Annotated in this window: 16 protein-coding genes; 11 read left to right on the top strand and 5 right to left on the bottom strand. The window is 70.6% G+C overall.

Translation table 11 applies throughout. The features are described 5' to 3' along the window. Positions 1 to 174 precede the first annotated feature (174 nt). The 5 genes from M1L60_RS32555 to pheA all read left to right on the top strand — a co-directional run bounded on the left by M1L60_RS32555 (position 175) and on the right by pheA (position 3,584). Entirely contained in the window at positions 175 to 912 is a 738-nt protein-coding gene (locus tag M1L60_RS32555) for a hypothetical protein (RefSeq protein ID WP_438862179.1), read from the top strand. A 104-nt stretch (positions 913 to 1,016) separates the two neighbouring features. After that, complete coding sequence (locus M1L60_RS32550; protein ID WP_253241387.1) at positions 1,017 to 1,478, top strand: PAS domain-containing protein; 462 nt, start codon at positions 1,017 to 1,019, stop codon at positions 1,476 to 1,478. 86 nt (positions 1,479 to 1,564) lie between these two features. Further along, positions 1,565 to 1,954 carry an ACT domain-containing protein gene (locus tag M1L60_RS32545; RefSeq protein ID WP_253241386.1) on the top strand — a complete coding sequence of 130 codons (390 nt, stop codon included), beginning with the start codon at positions 1,565 to 1,567 and terminating at the stop codon, positions 1,952 to 1,954. A 36-nt stretch (positions 1,955 to 1,990) separates the two neighbouring features. Continuing rightward, on the top strand, positions 1,991 to 2,605 hold the full coding sequence (locus tag M1L60_RS32540; protein WP_253241385.1) for a hypothetical protein: 615 nt from the start codon (positions 1,991 to 1,993) through the stop codon (positions 2,603 to 2,605). Between the two features lie 31 nt (positions 2,606 to 2,636). Then, entirely contained in the window at positions 2,637 to 3,584 is a 948-nt protein-coding gene (gene pheA, locus M1L60_RS32535; protein ID WP_253241384.1) for a prephenate dehydratase, read from the top strand. On the opposite strand, the gene M1L60_RS32530 is transcribed toward pheA, so the two are convergent. The 3 genes from M1L60_RS32530 to M1L60_RS32520 are packed head-to-tail and all read right to left on the bottom strand — an operon-like array spanning position 3,585 to position 5,213. Then, entirely contained in the window at positions 3,585 to 4,322 is a 738-nt protein-coding gene (locus M1L60_RS32530) for an AIM24 family protein (RefSeq protein ID WP_253241383.1), read from the bottom strand. 53 nt (positions 4,323 to 4,375) lie between these two features. Then, on the bottom strand, positions 4,376 to 4,735 hold the full coding sequence (locus M1L60_RS32525) for a metallopeptidase family protein (protein WP_253241382.1): 360 nt from the start codon (positions 4,733 to 4,735) through the stop codon (positions 4,376 to 4,378). 49 nt (positions 4,736 to 4,784) lie between these two features. Further along, complete coding sequence (locus M1L60_RS32520; protein ID WP_253241381.1) at positions 4,785 to 5,213, bottom strand: OsmC family protein; 429 nt, start codon at positions 5,211 to 5,213, stop codon at positions 4,785 to 4,787. Positions 5,214 to 5,279: 66 nt separating this feature from the next. Between M1L60_RS32520 and M1L60_RS32515 the strand changes: the two genes are divergently transcribed. From M1L60_RS32515 to M1L60_RS32500, 4 genes are all read left to right on the top strand, one after another. Further along, complete coding sequence (locus M1L60_RS32515) at positions 5,280 to 6,065, top strand: hypothetical protein (RefSeq protein WP_253241380.1); 786 nt, start codon at positions 5,280 to 5,282, stop codon at positions 6,063 to 6,065. Between the two features lie 56 nt (positions 6,066 to 6,121). After that, entirely contained in the window at positions 6,122 to 7,384 is a 1,263-nt protein-coding gene (serS, locus tag M1L60_RS32510; RefSeq protein ID WP_253241379.1) for a serine--tRNA ligase, read from the top strand. 108 nt (positions 7,385 to 7,492) lie between these two features. Further along, entirely contained in the window at positions 7,493 to 8,305 is an 813-nt protein-coding gene (locus M1L60_RS32505; protein WP_253241378.1) for an HAD family hydrolase, read from the top strand. Beyond that, complete coding sequence (locus M1L60_RS32500) at positions 8,305 to 9,105, top strand: HAD family hydrolase (protein WP_253241377.1); 801 nt, start codon at positions 8,305 to 8,307, stop codon at positions 9,103 to 9,105. The genes M1L60_RS32505 and M1L60_RS32500 overlap by 1 nt, the downstream gene beginning before the upstream one ends. On the opposite strand, the gene M1L60_RS32495 is transcribed toward M1L60_RS32500, so the two are convergent. Both M1L60_RS32495 and ddaH read right to left on the bottom strand, forming a co-directional pair. After that, entirely contained in the window at positions 9,102 to 9,668 is a 567-nt protein-coding gene (locus tag M1L60_RS32495; protein WP_438862178.1) for a bacterial proteasome activator family protein, read from the bottom strand. The genes M1L60_RS32500 and M1L60_RS32495 overlap by 4 nt on opposite strands. Before the next feature lie 69 nt (positions 9,669 to 9,737). Continuing rightward, positions 9,738 to 10,565 carry a dimethylargininase gene (gene ddaH, locus M1L60_RS32490; RefSeq protein WP_253241375.1) on the bottom strand — a complete coding sequence of 276 codons (828 nt, stop codon included), beginning with the start codon at positions 10,563 to 10,565 and terminating at the stop codon, positions 9,738 to 9,740. Between the two features lie 67 nt (positions 10,566 to 10,632). Here ddaH and M1L60_RS32485 point away from each other — a divergent pair, with 67 nt between their 5' ends. Both M1L60_RS32485 and M1L60_RS32480 read left to right on the top strand, forming a co-directional pair. Continuing rightward, a complete protein-coding gene (locus M1L60_RS32485; RefSeq protein WP_253241374.1) occupies positions 10,633 to 11,091 on the top strand; it encodes an Lrp/AsnC family transcriptional regulator in 459 nt (152 codons plus the stop codon). Between the two features lie 39 nt (positions 11,092 to 11,130). Beyond that, positions 11,131 to 12,954, top strand: coding sequence for a beta-propeller domain-containing protein (locus tag M1L60_RS32480; RefSeq protein WP_253241373.1), 1,824 nt, complete (start codon positions 11,131 to 11,133; stop codon positions 12,952 to 12,954). The last annotated feature ends 34 nt before the right edge of the window (positions 12,955 to 12,988 follow it).

Here is a 12,988-nt window from a genome sequence, read left to right as displayed (position 1 = left end):
GAACAGGGGATCAGGCGCCGAGATGCACCATCCGCAAGAAGTAGCGATGCGTGAATGCGGCATTCATCCCCTAATCATTCCACTTTCTTCCACCACCGTGTCTTGCTTCCGTAGGGGGTCGAGCACTTACGGTAGTGAAAAGAGAGCCCGAAGGACCTTTTGCCGGAGGTCGCAGTGACTGTCTTCCCAGCACGCCCTGCTCTACCCGCCACTCCGAACAGTCAACGGATCGACCGTCGCCTGGGCAGCCCCGCCGCTCTCGAGGCGCCCGGTCGCACCACGACACCCGCCGAGTGGGCCCGCCGCCGCCGCGCCGAGAAGGACGCCCGTCGTCTCGAAGCCGCCGGCGCACGCGCGCTCACCCGCCTCGACCGTCTCGGACCCAACTGGCACATCGTGGACTGGCCGCGCACCGACGCGCTGGGCTACTACGAGCCCGACCCCGCCGACGACCGCGCCGGCTTCCTGGCCATCGGTCCGGGCGGCGTCTACGCGGTGACCGTCGCCGATCATGGCCGCGCCCGGGTGCTCATCGCCGGTGACGTGGTGCAGATCAACGGTAAGCGCCCGCATTACGTCGCCGAGGCCCGTCGTGAGGCCCGCCGCGCGAGCAAGGCGCTCTCCGCCGCCGTCGGCCTGAGTGTGCCGGTGACGCCCGTGCTCACGTTCGTGGGCAACGGCGTGATCAGCGTGCACGGCCTCCCGAAAGAGGTCCTGGTCGCCACCGACAAAGAGCTTGACAGGCTGCTGATCGCGGGGGGCGCTCGCATCTCGCCGGCCACCGCGGGCAAGCTTTCGGCCGTGGCCAACCATCCCGCTACCTGGGCAAACGCTCCGTACCGGCCGGCCGGCGACTACCGTTGGCACGCCGACGGACAAACGGCCGCTGACAAGCGGACAGCACGCCGGTAACGTTCCTTCCGGTTGTAGTCGACGGCTTCACCGCCGCGGCCCGCTCGGGAGATCCGGGCGTCGCCGCGGCGTGGCCGTCGATCCGCAGGTGCGAGGAGGATCGGGTGGCTCACGTCGAACTCTCACTCTCGGGCGCGTTCGTGCCGCAGGCGCGCACACCGTCCGAGGCCGAGTTCGTTCCGAGCCTCGACCGGTGGACCTCGACGGTGGCCTCGGCCTCGGAACCCTGCCTCATCATCGACACCACGACCGCGATCGTCGCCGTCTCGGTCTCGTGCGGCGACCTGCTGGGCCTGGGCAAGCCGCCCGAGGTGCTGGGCAAGCCGCTCGGCTCGGTGCTCCACCTCATCGATTTCACGGCCGGCGCCGGCGAGCTCGAGGAATCGGACGCCGACAAGATCCCGCCGCTGCTGGCCCTGCGCAGCGAGCGCCTGGCCCGCGGGCTGCTGCGGGTCGTCCCGGCGCCCGGCGAGACCCCGCTGACCGTCGATGCGATCGCCACCCCGCTGTTCGACAACGAGCGGGTGGCCGGCTCGATGACCTTCTTCTCCGCCGTTCGCTACTGAAGGTTTCGGGCCCATGTCCGAGCTGTGGCGTTTGACGCACCCCCGGGGCATTGGGCAACCCTGATCTCGAACCGTAGTCTGCGTTCATGCTCGATCTAGACCTGCTGCCCGCGGAGTACGCGGTGTGCCGGCTCCCGGCCGGTTCCCCGATCCCGGCTTCGCTCAGCGCGGGTCCGGACGACAAGAGCGTGATCTCGCTCAGCTGGGACGCCGACGAGCTCTCGATCATCTGCCCGGTCGACCGGGTGCCCGCGGGGGCGGACGTCGACACCGCGTGGCGCTGCCTGCGAGTGGTCGGGCCGCTCGACCTCGCGCTGACCGGCGTGCTGGCCTCGCTGATCGGGCCACTGGCCGACGCCCGCGTCAACATCGTCACGTTCTCGACGTATTCGACCGATTACCTGCTCGTGCCCACGGTGCGGCTCAGCGAGGCGATCGACACTCTGCGTGCCGCCGGGCACCGCATCGCTTCCTAGGGTCACATCGGGACCAGCGGGACATAGCATGTCCGCGTGTCCCCCCGCACATCCGTGTTGGTCCTGACGGTCGCTGCCGCGGCTCTGCTGAGCGCGTGTGGCGAGCCGCCGCGCGCCCTGCCGACCTCCCCGCCCTACGTGTCGCCGAGCGCGGCCCCGATCTCGCTGGGGCCCTCACTCGACCTCCCGCTGCCCACCGCGCTCACCCCGGGGCTGCCCACCGGCACCGTCCCGTACCCGACCGGTCCGGCCTATCCCACCCCCGCCTATCCGACCTATCCGACGCCGACCTTCACGGTGCCCACCACCACACCGCCGACCACGACTACGCCGGCCACCCCGACGCCCTCGCACGCCGCCCGGTGCGCCGCTCAGCCGACCCGCCCCCAGATCCTGGCCCTGATCACCGGCCGGCCCGGCATACCGGACAAGCCGCTCCGGGTCTTGGAGGGGCCGTTCTGCTCGGGCTCCTGGTCGTTCGCCACGGTCGAGGTGACCGGCACGGATGCCGACGAACTGGATCCCCTGATGGTCGTCGCCACCGGCGCCGGCACCACGCTGGCCCTGGTCGCGGCCGGTTCGGACGTCTGCATCGATCGGGTGCAGACCTCGGCCCCACCGGGGATAAGGGTGCTGGCCTGTGGCTTCTAGCGATCCAGCGGGTACGCCCTAGACTCGTCCCATGCCGGGAACGCCGCCCACGCGCTACGTCTATCTGGGTCCGGAGGGCACCTTCACCGAGGCCGCCCTGCGCACCATCCCCGCCGCCGAGCACGGGCTGCGGACGCCCGCGCGCAGCGTGCCCGAGGCGCTCGAGGCCGTCCGCGCCGGTGACGCCGACGCGGCGCTGGTCCCGCTCGAGAACTCGGTCGGCGGCGCGGTGCCGGTCACCCTCGACGAACTGATCACCGGCAGCCCGCTGATCATCACGCGTGAGGTCGTGATCCCCGTCGAGTTCGTGCTGGCGGCCCGGACGCTGACGCCGCTCGCCGCGATCCGGTCGATCGCTGCTCACCCACAGGCCTCGGCCCAGTGTCGCGGCTGGCTCTCGGCCAACGTGCCCGACGCGGTCGTCGTCGACGTGCTCTCGAACGCGACCGCGGCCATCAGCGCGGCCCGCGGCGAGCACGACGCGGCGCTCTGCGCGCCGATCGGAGTGCCCCGCAACGGGTTGACCGTGCTGGCCGACAAGGTGGCCGACCGCGCCGACGCGGTGACCAGGTTCGCGCTACTCACCCGGCCCGGGCCGCCGGCCGAACCAACCGGCGACGACGTCACCTCGTTGGCCCTGTGGATCCGGCACGATCAGGTCGGGGCGCTGCTGTCGGTGCTCACCGAACTGGCCGTGCGCGGCATCAACCTGTCCCGCATCGAATCCCGGCCCACCGGCGAGCAGCTGGGGACGTACGTTTTCCTGCTCGACTGCACCGGCCACGTGGCCGAGCCCCGCTTCGGCGAGGCCCTGCAGGGCCTGCGCCGCATCTGCGCCGAGGTGCGTTTCCTGGGCAGCTACCCCCGCCACCGGCTCACGCCGGAGGCCCCGGTGGCATCCCCCCGGGGCCTCTCGAACACCGACTTCGCCGACTCCGCCGCCTGGCTCGCCCAGATCCGAGCGGGCGAGCTGGCTTAACTAATTGCCGAAGATGTTGCCCAGGATGCCTTCCTGCTGCTGGCCGCCGCTGCCGGTGCCGGCCATGCGACCGCCCGGGGGCTCCTCGGAGGGCTGCACGACAACGAAGCCCTGACCCGCGAAGCTCATCGTGAACCGCTCGCCGGTCGTGCGGCCCAGCAGCGTGCCCAGGCCCAGCTGCTCGGCGCGGTGGTAGCCGGTCTGCAGGTTGGCCGACCAGCAGATCGCGGCCTGCGGGTCGACGTACGTGGGCTGGTCGACGCTGAGCACCACCGGCGTGCCCTTGGTGGTGACCGCGATGCGGCCGTGACCGGTGAACACGCAGTTGAACAGGCCGGCGTTGGACATCATGCCGGCACCCTGCACCATCTTGATGTCGTAGTTGAGCGACGAGTCGAACGCGAGCACGTTGGCCCCATTGATCGAGAGCGCGTCGCCCTGCTCGAGGTCGATGAGGTGGATGTCGGCCGCGTTCTCGGCCAGGAAGACGTCGCCGTGACCGCGTACGCGCATCAGGGGAACGCCCTCGCCGGTGAGCTTCTGCTTGAGGAACTTGCCGATGCCGCCCGAGCCGAGCGCCTCGAACTGCACCTGCCCCTGGTACGCGACCATCGAGCCGACGCGGGCCATGAACTCGCCGTTCAGTTCGGCTTTGAGCAGCTTGGAATTTTGCAGCCGGAGTCCGGGCTGGGCCGACTCTTTCTCGAGGTTGTCGGCATTGAAGAGCTCGCTACGCATGGCCTCAGGGTAGGAGTGCGTTACAAACGCGTTGTCAGCCTTTCAGGTTTTTCTCAGCCCCAGCCGAGTTCGTGCAGACGGGCGTCGTCGATGCCGAAATGGTGGGCGATCTCGTGGACCACGGTGATCGCGACCTCGTCGATGACGTCGGTCTCGGTGTCGCAGACGCGCAGCGTGGGGTTGCGATAGATGGTGATCCGGTCGGGCAGCACGCCGGCGTAGTCCCAGCCGCGCTCGGTCAGCGCCGTGCCCTCGTACAGGCCGAGCAGATCCTCGCCGTCCGGCGGGTCGTCCTCGACGACGATCACCACGTTGTCCATGACCTTCAGGAGTTCGGCGGGCACCTCGTCGAGGGCCTCGCCGACCAGTTCCTCGAATTGTTCCCGACTCATCTCGACCGGCACAGATGCCATTGTGCCCCGGGCGCTCAGCGAGCGGCCGGGGCACGTGGTGCGGAGCGGATCAGGCGAGCTTGGCGCTCAGGGTGATCTCGGCACCCGGGGAGAGCAGCCGCGAGATCGGGCAGTTCGCCTTGGCGTCCTCGGCGATCTTCTGGAACGTGCCCTCGTCGACCCCGGGGACGTCGCCCTGGGTCTCGAGGTCGATGCGGGTCACGCTGAAGCCGGCGTCGGTCTTGTCCATGTGGACCTTGGCCACGGTGTCGACCGAGGTCGGCGTGAAGCCGGCGTCGGACAGCGCCTTCGAGAAGGCCATCGAGTAGCAGCCGGCGTGCGCGGCGCCGATCAGCTCCTCCGGGTTCGTCCCCTCGCCCTCTTCGAAGCGGGACTTGAACGAGTAGTTCCCCTGGATGCCGCCCTTGCCGGTCTTGATGGTGCCGGAACCCTCGGTGAGGTTCCCCTGCCAGCGAGCGGTTGCGGTGCGAATAGGCATGACCAGAACGCTAGTCCATGCGACGACTGCTGGCCGGGCGACCTGGCACAGGGCACCATGGTTCCCATGCCCGCGCCGCAGCAGCAGCCGACGCCGCTCGAGATCGACGTGACCCCGCCCGAGGCGGTGGTCGAGTTCGGCTCGTCCGACGAGCCCCGCCGGTCCCGCTGGAGCTCGTCCGGGCTCGGCCGCGACCTGCTGGCCGACCGGCGCACGGTGCCGCTGACGGCGGCCCTGGCCGCCCTGGCCGCGCTCGTCTCGCTGCTGTCCGAGTGGCAGGTCACCACGCTCGACCCGGGCACCCTGGGCGGTGAGGGGGGCGAGCGGATTCTGCCCATCGGCCTCGACGACCTGGGCACGTTCGGCATCGGCTACGTGGTGGGCCTGTTCCTGCTGGTTCCGGCCGTGGTGCTCACCCTGTTCGGCCCGCCCGCCGGCCGCCGTTACGCCCGGCTGGCCGGTCTCAGCGTGGCCGGCACGCACCTGGGCCTGCTCGTCGCCACGGCCACCGCGGTCGGCTCGCAGAGCTACGTGATCGACCCGGTCTATCGCATCGCCGTCGACGAGTCCGAGACCACCCTGGCGTACGGCCGGGGGCTGTGGTGCGCCTTCGCCGGCGTGCTGCTGATCATGGCCGCGCTCTACCTGGCCGGTCGGCACCTGCCCGCCGCCACCACTGCCCCCTCGCCCGAGGCGGCGCCGATCGGCGAGCCCGAGCTGGATCCGGTCTGGTCGTGGCGCCGGCCGTCGAGCGCCGAGGCCGACCGCTCCGGCGACGAGTCGCTCGATCTCACCGTCGCGCCCTCGCAACCGTTCACGTCGCTCAACGACGACCGCGATCGCCCGAACTGACCATCGGGGGATATCGGGGTGCTGACCGGACTGTGCGGTCGGTAGGCTCGGCAATCGTGATTGACCTGCGTCTGCTTCGCGAAGACCCCGACCGGATCCGTGCCAGCCAGCGCCTGCGCGGCGAGTCCACCGAGGTGGTGGACGACCTGCTGCGCGCCGACGAGGCCCGTCGATCGTCCACCCAGCGCTTCGAGGCGCTGCGGGCCGAGCAGAAGTCGCTGAGCAAGCAGGTGCCCAAGGCCTCGGCCGACGAGCGACCCACGCTGCTCGCCCGCACCAAAGAGCTCGCCGCCGAGGTCAAAGAGGCCGAGGCCACGACTAAGCAGGCCGACGAGACACTGCGCCAGGCCCACCTCGCCGTGCCCAACCTGGTGCAGGACGGTGTTCCGCCCGGCGGCGAGGACGACTTCGTCGTGCTGCGCGAGGTCGGCGACATTCCGGCCATCGAGAACCCGAAGGACCACCTCGAGATCGGTGAGGCGCTGCGGGCGATCGACACCGAGCGCGGGGCCAAGGTGTCGGGCTCGCGGTTCTACTTCCTCACCGGCGTCGGCGCGCTGCTGCAGCTGGGCCTGCTCCAGATGGCGATCGCCCAGGCGGTCGAGCACGGGTTCATCCCGTCGATCACCCCGTCGCTGGTCAAGCCCGAGTCGATGGAGGGCACCGGGTTCCTCGGCGCCCACGCCGGCGAGGTCTACCGGCTCGAGGCCGACGACCTCTACCTGGTCGGCACGTCCGAGGTCGCCCTGGCGGCGTACCACTCGAACGAGATCCTCGACCTCGAGGGCGGGCCGGAACGCTTCGCCGGCTGGTCGTCCTGCTACCGGCGCGAGGCCGGGTCGTACGGCAAGGACGTGCGCGGGATCCTGCGTGTGCACCAGTTCGACAAGGTCGAGATGTTCGCCTTCTGCAAGCCGGAAGAGGCGGCCGACGAGCACCTGCGCCTGCTCGCGATGGAGGAGGAGATGCTGGCCAAGGTCGAGATCCCGTACCGGGTGATCGACGTGGCCGGCGGCGACCTCGGTTCCAGCGCGGCCCGCAAGTTCGACTGCGAGGCCTGGGTGCCGTCGCAGGGCCGCTACCGCGAGGTCACCTCGACGTCGAACTGCACCACGTTCCAGGCGCGGCGGCTCAACATCCGCTATCGCGACGCCGACGGCAAGCCGCAGACCGCGGCCACGCTGAACGGCACGCTCGCGACCACCCGCTGGCTGATTCCGATCCTCGAGAACCACCAGCAGCCGGACGGTTCTGTCCGGGTTCCGAAGGCGCTGCAACCGTACGTTGGCGGGCGCGACATCTTGGAGCCCGCGCGCTAACTATCAATACACCGCGCGGCTACCAGAAGTCATAGCCGCTGGTAGCCGCGCAGGTGTACCGTTCTCCTTCCGCCCTCCGCGGGGGTTTGCAAACCCTCGGAGGTAACGATGGTCAAGCCTGGCCTCCCCAAGCTGATCGCCACCGATCTCGACGGCACCCTCGTCCGCAGCGACGACACGGTGTCCGACTACACCCACGAGGTGCTCGGCCGGGTCCGTGCGGCCGGCATCCGCGTCGTCGGCGCCACCGGTCGCGGCCCGCGGCTCACCACCCTCACCCGCAACGACATCCGTGACGCCGACTTCCTGGTCATGGCCCAGGGCGGCTGGGTGCTCGACCAGGCCGACTCCACGTACCTGCTGCAGTCGCGGCTGCCCGGCTCCACGCTCGAGCGCGTACTGACCGAGCTCGAGGCCGAGGTGGGCGAGCTGTCGGTCATGGTCGAGGCGCTCGAGCACGACGACTCGCCGCTCTGGGGCGACTATGACCCGACCTGGCGCTACCCGGTTGTCCTGGAGCGCCGGAGCCGCGCCGAGTGCTGCACCACCGACGTGATCAAGGCCTTTGCGCGCTCGTTCGCCTACGACGTCGACGAACTGCTGGCAGTGGCCCGCCGGATCGTCCCGCCCGAGGTGGCATCCGTCACCCAGGCCGGCCTCGACTACGTCGAGATCTGCCCGGCGAACGTGGACAAAGGGACCGGCCTGGGCGTGGTCGCCCAAGCCGTCGGGGTCGACCCGGCCGACGTCCTGGTCTTCGGCGACATGCCCAATGACCTGCCCATGTTCGCCTGGGCCGGGTGGGGCCGGGTGGCCGTGGGCAACGCGCACGCCGAGCTGCGGGCGGTAGCCGACGAGGTCACGCTGACCAACGACGAGGACGGCGTGGCGATCTATCTCGACCGGCTACTGTCGAGGTGATGTCCTCGCCCTTTCAGCTCGTCGCCAGCGATATCGACGGCACGCTCATCCGCACCGACGGCACGCTCAGCCCCCGCACGATCGAGGTGCTCGACGCGCTCCCCGTTCCCTTCGTCGTCGTCACCGGCCGCCCGGTGCGCTGGCTCCGGCAGCTCTTCGACCAGATGGCCGCGCCGGTCCCGGCGATCTGCGCCAACGGCGCGGTGATCTACGACGCCGACCGCGACGAGGTGCTGCGGGCCGATCCGCTCCCGGTCGAGCTGCTGCTCGACGTGGCCAAGCGGCTGCGCGAGGCGGTGCCCGACGTCGCGCTGGCGGTCGAGGTCGAGGACGGACGGGCCTTCTGGTACGAGGAGGCCTGGCCCGTGCGCTGGGAGGGCGACGGCACGTCGGTACGAGTTCTCGCCACCCCCGAGGAGCTGACCTCGGCCCCCGCCGTCAAGCTGCTCGCACGCTCGGCCCACCACGGGCCCGATGACTTCTTCGAGCTGGTCAGTCGCACCCTGGGCGACATCGCCACGGCCACCCACTCGTCGTCGAGCGCCCTGGTCGAGATCAGCGCGGCCGGCGTGACCAAGGCGGCCGGTCTGGCCTGGCACTGCGAGCGCCACGGCATCGACAAGTCGGGGGTGATCGCCTTCGGTGACATGCCGAACGACATCCCCATGCTGAGCTGGGCCGGGCACGGGGTGGCGATGGCGAACGCGCACCCCGCCCTCAAGGCCGTGGCCGACGAGGTCGGCCTCAGCAACGACGAGGACGGGGTGGCCAACTATCTCGCGGAGCTCTACCAGCTCTAGAGGTATTGCCCCGTGCGGCCGCCCTCGGCGCCGCCGTCGCGCGGGCCGGGCATGCCGGGCATCGCACCCATGGGCAGGGCCGGGCGACCGCCTTGAGCACCGCGCATCTGCTCGAGCTGGAGGCGGGCCGCCATCTGCTGGGCGACCAGCGCGGCCTGGATGCCGTGGAAGAGACCCTCGAGCCAGCCGACCAGCTGGGCCTGCGCGATGCGCAGCTCGGGCTCGCTGGGCGGAGTCTCGCCCTCGAACGGCAGGGACAGGCGCTCGAGCTCCTCGCGCAGCTCGGGGGCCAGGCCGTCTTCGAGCTCGGTGATCGAGCGCTGGTGGATCTCACGGAGCCGGCCCCGGCTGGCCTCGTCGAGCGGGGCCGCACGGACCTCTTCGAGCAGCTGCTTGATCATGCTGCCGATCCGCATGACCTTGGCCGGCTGCTCGATCAGGTTGCCGGGCTCCTCCGGGTTGACCGTCCCGTCGGCGTCCATGGTTCCCAGCGGACGCCCGTCGGGGCCGACCACGATGACGGAACCGTCGTCCTGCTTGACGCTGCGTTGTTCGTCGGTCATGCGAACCATCTTCTCGCACGGCCTCCACTCATCCGCCAGCACCCATGCCTTGTTTGGCAGTGTCCGAGGTCACTGCCTCAGCTCAGCTACGACGCACTTCACACTGCCGCCGCCGCGCTTGAGCTCGGACAGGTCGACGTGCACGGGCTGGTAGCCGGCCGCGCGCACCTTGTCGCCCATCGCCGTGGCCTCGGTGTTGAGGACGACGTGGCGCCCGTCGCTGACCAGGTTGAGGCCGAACGCCTCGGCGTCGGCCCGGTCGGCCAGCACCGCGTCCGGGAAGAGCTGGGCCAGCACGCGCTGGGAGGCCGGCGAGAAGGCATCGGGGTAGTACGTGACGTGCCGGTCGTCGAGGGCGGCCAGGGCCGTGTCGAGGTGGTAGAACGCCGGGTCGACCAGGCGCAGCGAGACGACCGGGCGGCCGAGCACCTCTTGCGCCTCGGCGTGGGCAGCCGGGTCAGTACGGAAACCGAAGCCGGCCAGGACCACACCGCCGTACGCCCCGGGCAGGTAGGCGAAGTCGCCCTCGCCCTCGTTGACGTGCTGCGGACCGGCGAAGGTCCAGCCCGGGGTGGTGTAGAACTCGCGGTGGGCGTCGGCCTCGGCCCCGCGCTGCGGGTACAGGAAACGGGCGCCGTAGACGATGCCGTCGACCGAGAAGGCGCCGTTGGCCGCATAGACCATGTCGGGCAGGCCGGGCCGGGCGTCGAGCACGTGCACGCGGTGGCCGAGATCGCCCAGCGTGTCGCGCAGCACCTCCCACTGCTTGAGGGCCAGGGCGGCGTCGACCGGGAGGGTCGTGTCCATCCACGGGTTGATCGCGTACTCGACCGTGAAGTGCTGCGGCGGACACATGAGGTATGTCCGGTTCCGCGGCTGGCGCTCCGTGTGGTTCATGAGCTAGAGCGTAGGTAGGCTGCGATGCACGAAACAGCTAGAAATCTTGTCTGTTGGGGGCGAATCGTTGCAACTGGACGCCGTGGATCAGCGAATCGTTGCGTTGCTGGTGGCCGACGCACGTTCGTCGTACGCCGAGATCGGGGCGAGGGTCTCGCTGTCCGCTCCGGCGGTCAAGCGACGGGTCGACCGGCTTCGATCGAGCGGGGTGATCAAGGGCTTCACGACAGTGGTCGAGCCGTCCGCCGTGGGCTGGACGACCGAGGCGTTCGTCGAGCTGTTCTGCACCGGGCGCACCACCCCGGCCCAGATCACCGTGGCCACCCGGCGCCATCCCGAGGTGGTGGGGGCGTACACGGTCTCGGGTGAGGCCGACGCCCTCGTGCACCTGCGGGCGGCCGACATCGGTCACCTCGAGCAGGTGCTGGAACGCCTGCGGGCCGAGCCGTTCGTCACCTCCACCCGCAGCATGATCGTTCTGTCCCGGCTGGTCGAGACGCCCACGCCCGTGCCGGCCCTGGAATAGGCCGGGAACCCGGTCGCCGACGGGCGCGTCCAACCGGACATGTCGCGTCGATCCTGGCTCTTCTCCGCGCTGGCGGTTCTGCCGCTGGCCGCCTGCACCGCGTCCGGCCCATCGGCCGAACCGCCCCGGCCGGGGTCCGCGCCGGCCCTGAAGCTCGTCGCCTTCGACTCCTGCGCCCAGCTCGAGAAGGAACTGCGGACGGCGGCCGAGAAGAGTTACGTCGCGCCGCCGCCGATACCCGAGAACGCCCGCGCCGTGGGTCGCGGCGACATGGCCTCGACGCCCAAGGCCGCCAAGTCCGAGTCCTCCGGCACCAACGTGCACGAGGTGGGGGTCGACGAACCCGACATAGTGAAGAACGACGGTCGGCGGATCGTCACCGTCTCGGGCGGCGTGCTGCGTGTGGTCGACACGGTGGCCCGCAAGCAGACGGGCAAGCTCGACCTGAAACTCGAAGCCTTCGGCGAGCCCCAGCTGCTGCTGTCCGGGGACCACGCGCTCGTGCTGGCTGACGGGGGTAGACATCATCCGCTGCGCGACGATTCCCGGATCATGCGCCCCGGCAACGGCCGCTCCGAGGTGCTGCTCGTCGACCTGGCCGGCGACACGCCCCGGCTGCTCAGCCGCTACCGCGGCGACGGCCGCCTGGTCGACGCGCGACAGCACGGCAGCGTGGCCCGCGTCGTGATCAGCAGCAGCCCCGACTTCCAGTTCCCGTACCGCGGCGATCCCGAGCCCGAGAACGTCATGCAGGACGACCGCGGCAACATCGAGCGGGCGCCGATGGAGGCGTGGCTGCCGACCTGGCAGATCACCACCGGCGGGGCGACGGCCCGCGGGCGGCTCGACTGCTCGGCGGTCAGCCGGCCGGAGTCGTTCTCGGGCCTGTCGATGCTGCGGGTGCTCTCGTTCGACCTCAACGCGACCGCCCTGGGCGACGGCGACCCGGTCGCGGTCGTCGCGGACGGGGACGCTGTCTATGGCAGTGCCGGCAGCCTTTACATCGCCAACAACCAGATGTGGCGGATGAACGCCACCGGCCGCGGGGCCCCGCCGGAGGGCACCGACATCTACCGGTTCAGCCTGCCGCCCGTCGGGCAGCCCGCCTACGTGGCGTCGGGCCGGGTGCCGGGGCGGCTGCTCAATCAGTACTCGATGTCCGAGTACGACGGTCACCTGCGGGTGGCCACCACGAGCTGGACCGACGACGCGTCCGCGGTGCGGGTGCTGCGCGAGAAGGACGGCAAGCTGGTCGAGGTCGGCGCGGCCGAAGGGCTCGGCAAGGGTGAGCGCATCTACTCCGTCCGCTTCATCGGGCCCCGCGGTTACGTCGTGACCTTCCGCCAGACCGACCCGCTGTACAGCCTCGACCTGGCCGTGCCCGAGAGGCCCCGGGTCACGGGCGAACTGAAGATCACCGGCTACTCGGCCCACCTGCAGCCGGTGGGCGAGAACCGGCTGATCGGCATCGGGCAGGAGGCGACGACCCAGGGCCGGCCGACCGGTACGCAGGTGTCGCTGTTCGACGTCACCGACCCGGCCGACCCCCGGCGCCTCGACCAGCACCTGGTGCCGGGCGGTTACTCGGAGGCCGAGTCGGACCCGCACGCGATCCTCTGGTGGCCCGACAATGGCCTGATGGTGCTGCCCGTGGCCGACGCCCGGGCCGACGGCGCGCTGGCCCTGCGGGTGACCGGTGACCGGATCGAACAGACCACCCGGCTCGCCCCCACGGCCGAGAACACAGGCCCGATGCGCCGGGCGCTGGTGGTCGGCGGCGTGCTGTGGTCGGTCACCGACCGCGGCGTGCTCGCCTCGAACCTGTCCACCCTGGACCAGGTCGCCTGGGTCGGCCTGACCTGAGACTGGGGTCGGCCCGGCCGGTCCGCACTCAGCC

It is taken from the genome of Paractinoplanes aksuensis, assembly GCF_024137025.1.
GTDB lineage: Bacteria > Actinomycetota > Actinomycetes > Mycobacteriales > Micromonosporaceae > Actinoplanes > Actinoplanes aksuensis.
This window is presented reverse-complemented; position numbering and strand designations above follow the sequence as displayed.

What these genes read in the sequence shown, in the direction of transcription:
- M1L60_RS32545 (WP_253241386.1), top strand. Translation starts at nt 1,565, where the DNA reads ATGCTCGATCTAGACCTGCTGCCCGCGGAGTACGCGGTGTGCCGGCTC.
- pheA (WP_253241384.1), top strand. Translation starts at nt 2,637, where the DNA reads ATGCCGGGAACGCCGCCCACGCGCTACGTCTATCTGGGTCCGGAGGGC.
- M1L60_RS32530 (WP_253241383.1), bottom strand. Translation starts at nt 4,322, where the DNA reads ATGCGTAGCGAGCTCTTCAATGCCGACAACCTCGAGAAAGAGTCGGCC.
- M1L60_RS32525 (WP_253241382.1), bottom strand. Translation starts at nt 4,735, where the DNA reads ATGGCATCTGTGCCGGTCGAGATGAGTCGGGAACAATTCGAGGAACTG.
- M1L60_RS32520 (WP_253241381.1), bottom strand. Translation starts at nt 5,213, where the DNA reads ATGCCTATTCGCACCGCAACCGCTCGCTGGCAGGGGAACCTCACCGAG.
- M1L60_RS32515 (WP_253241380.1), top strand. Translation starts at nt 5,280, where the DNA reads ATGCCCGCGCCGCAGCAGCAGCCGACGCCGCTCGAGATCGACGTGACC.
- M1L60_RS32505 (WP_253241378.1), top strand. Translation starts at nt 7,493, where the DNA reads ATGGTCAAGCCTGGCCTCCCCAAGCTGATCGCCACCGATCTCGACGGC.
- M1L60_RS32500 (WP_253241377.1), top strand. Translation starts at nt 8,305, where the DNA reads ATGTCCTCGCCCTTTCAGCTCGTCGCCAGCGATATCGACGGCACGCTC.
- M1L60_RS32495 (WP_438862178.1), bottom strand. Translation starts at nt 9,668, where the DNA reads ATGACCGACGAACAACGCAGCGTCAAGCAGGACGACGGTTCCGTCATC.
- ddaH (WP_253241375.1), bottom strand. Translation starts at nt 10,565, where the DNA reads ATGAACCACACGGAGCGCCAGCCGCGGAACCGGACATACCTCATGTGT.
- M1L60_RS32480 (WP_253241373.1), top strand. Translation starts at nt 11,131, where the DNA reads ATGTCGCGTCGATCCTGGCTCTTCTCCGCGCTGGCGGTTCTGCCGCTG.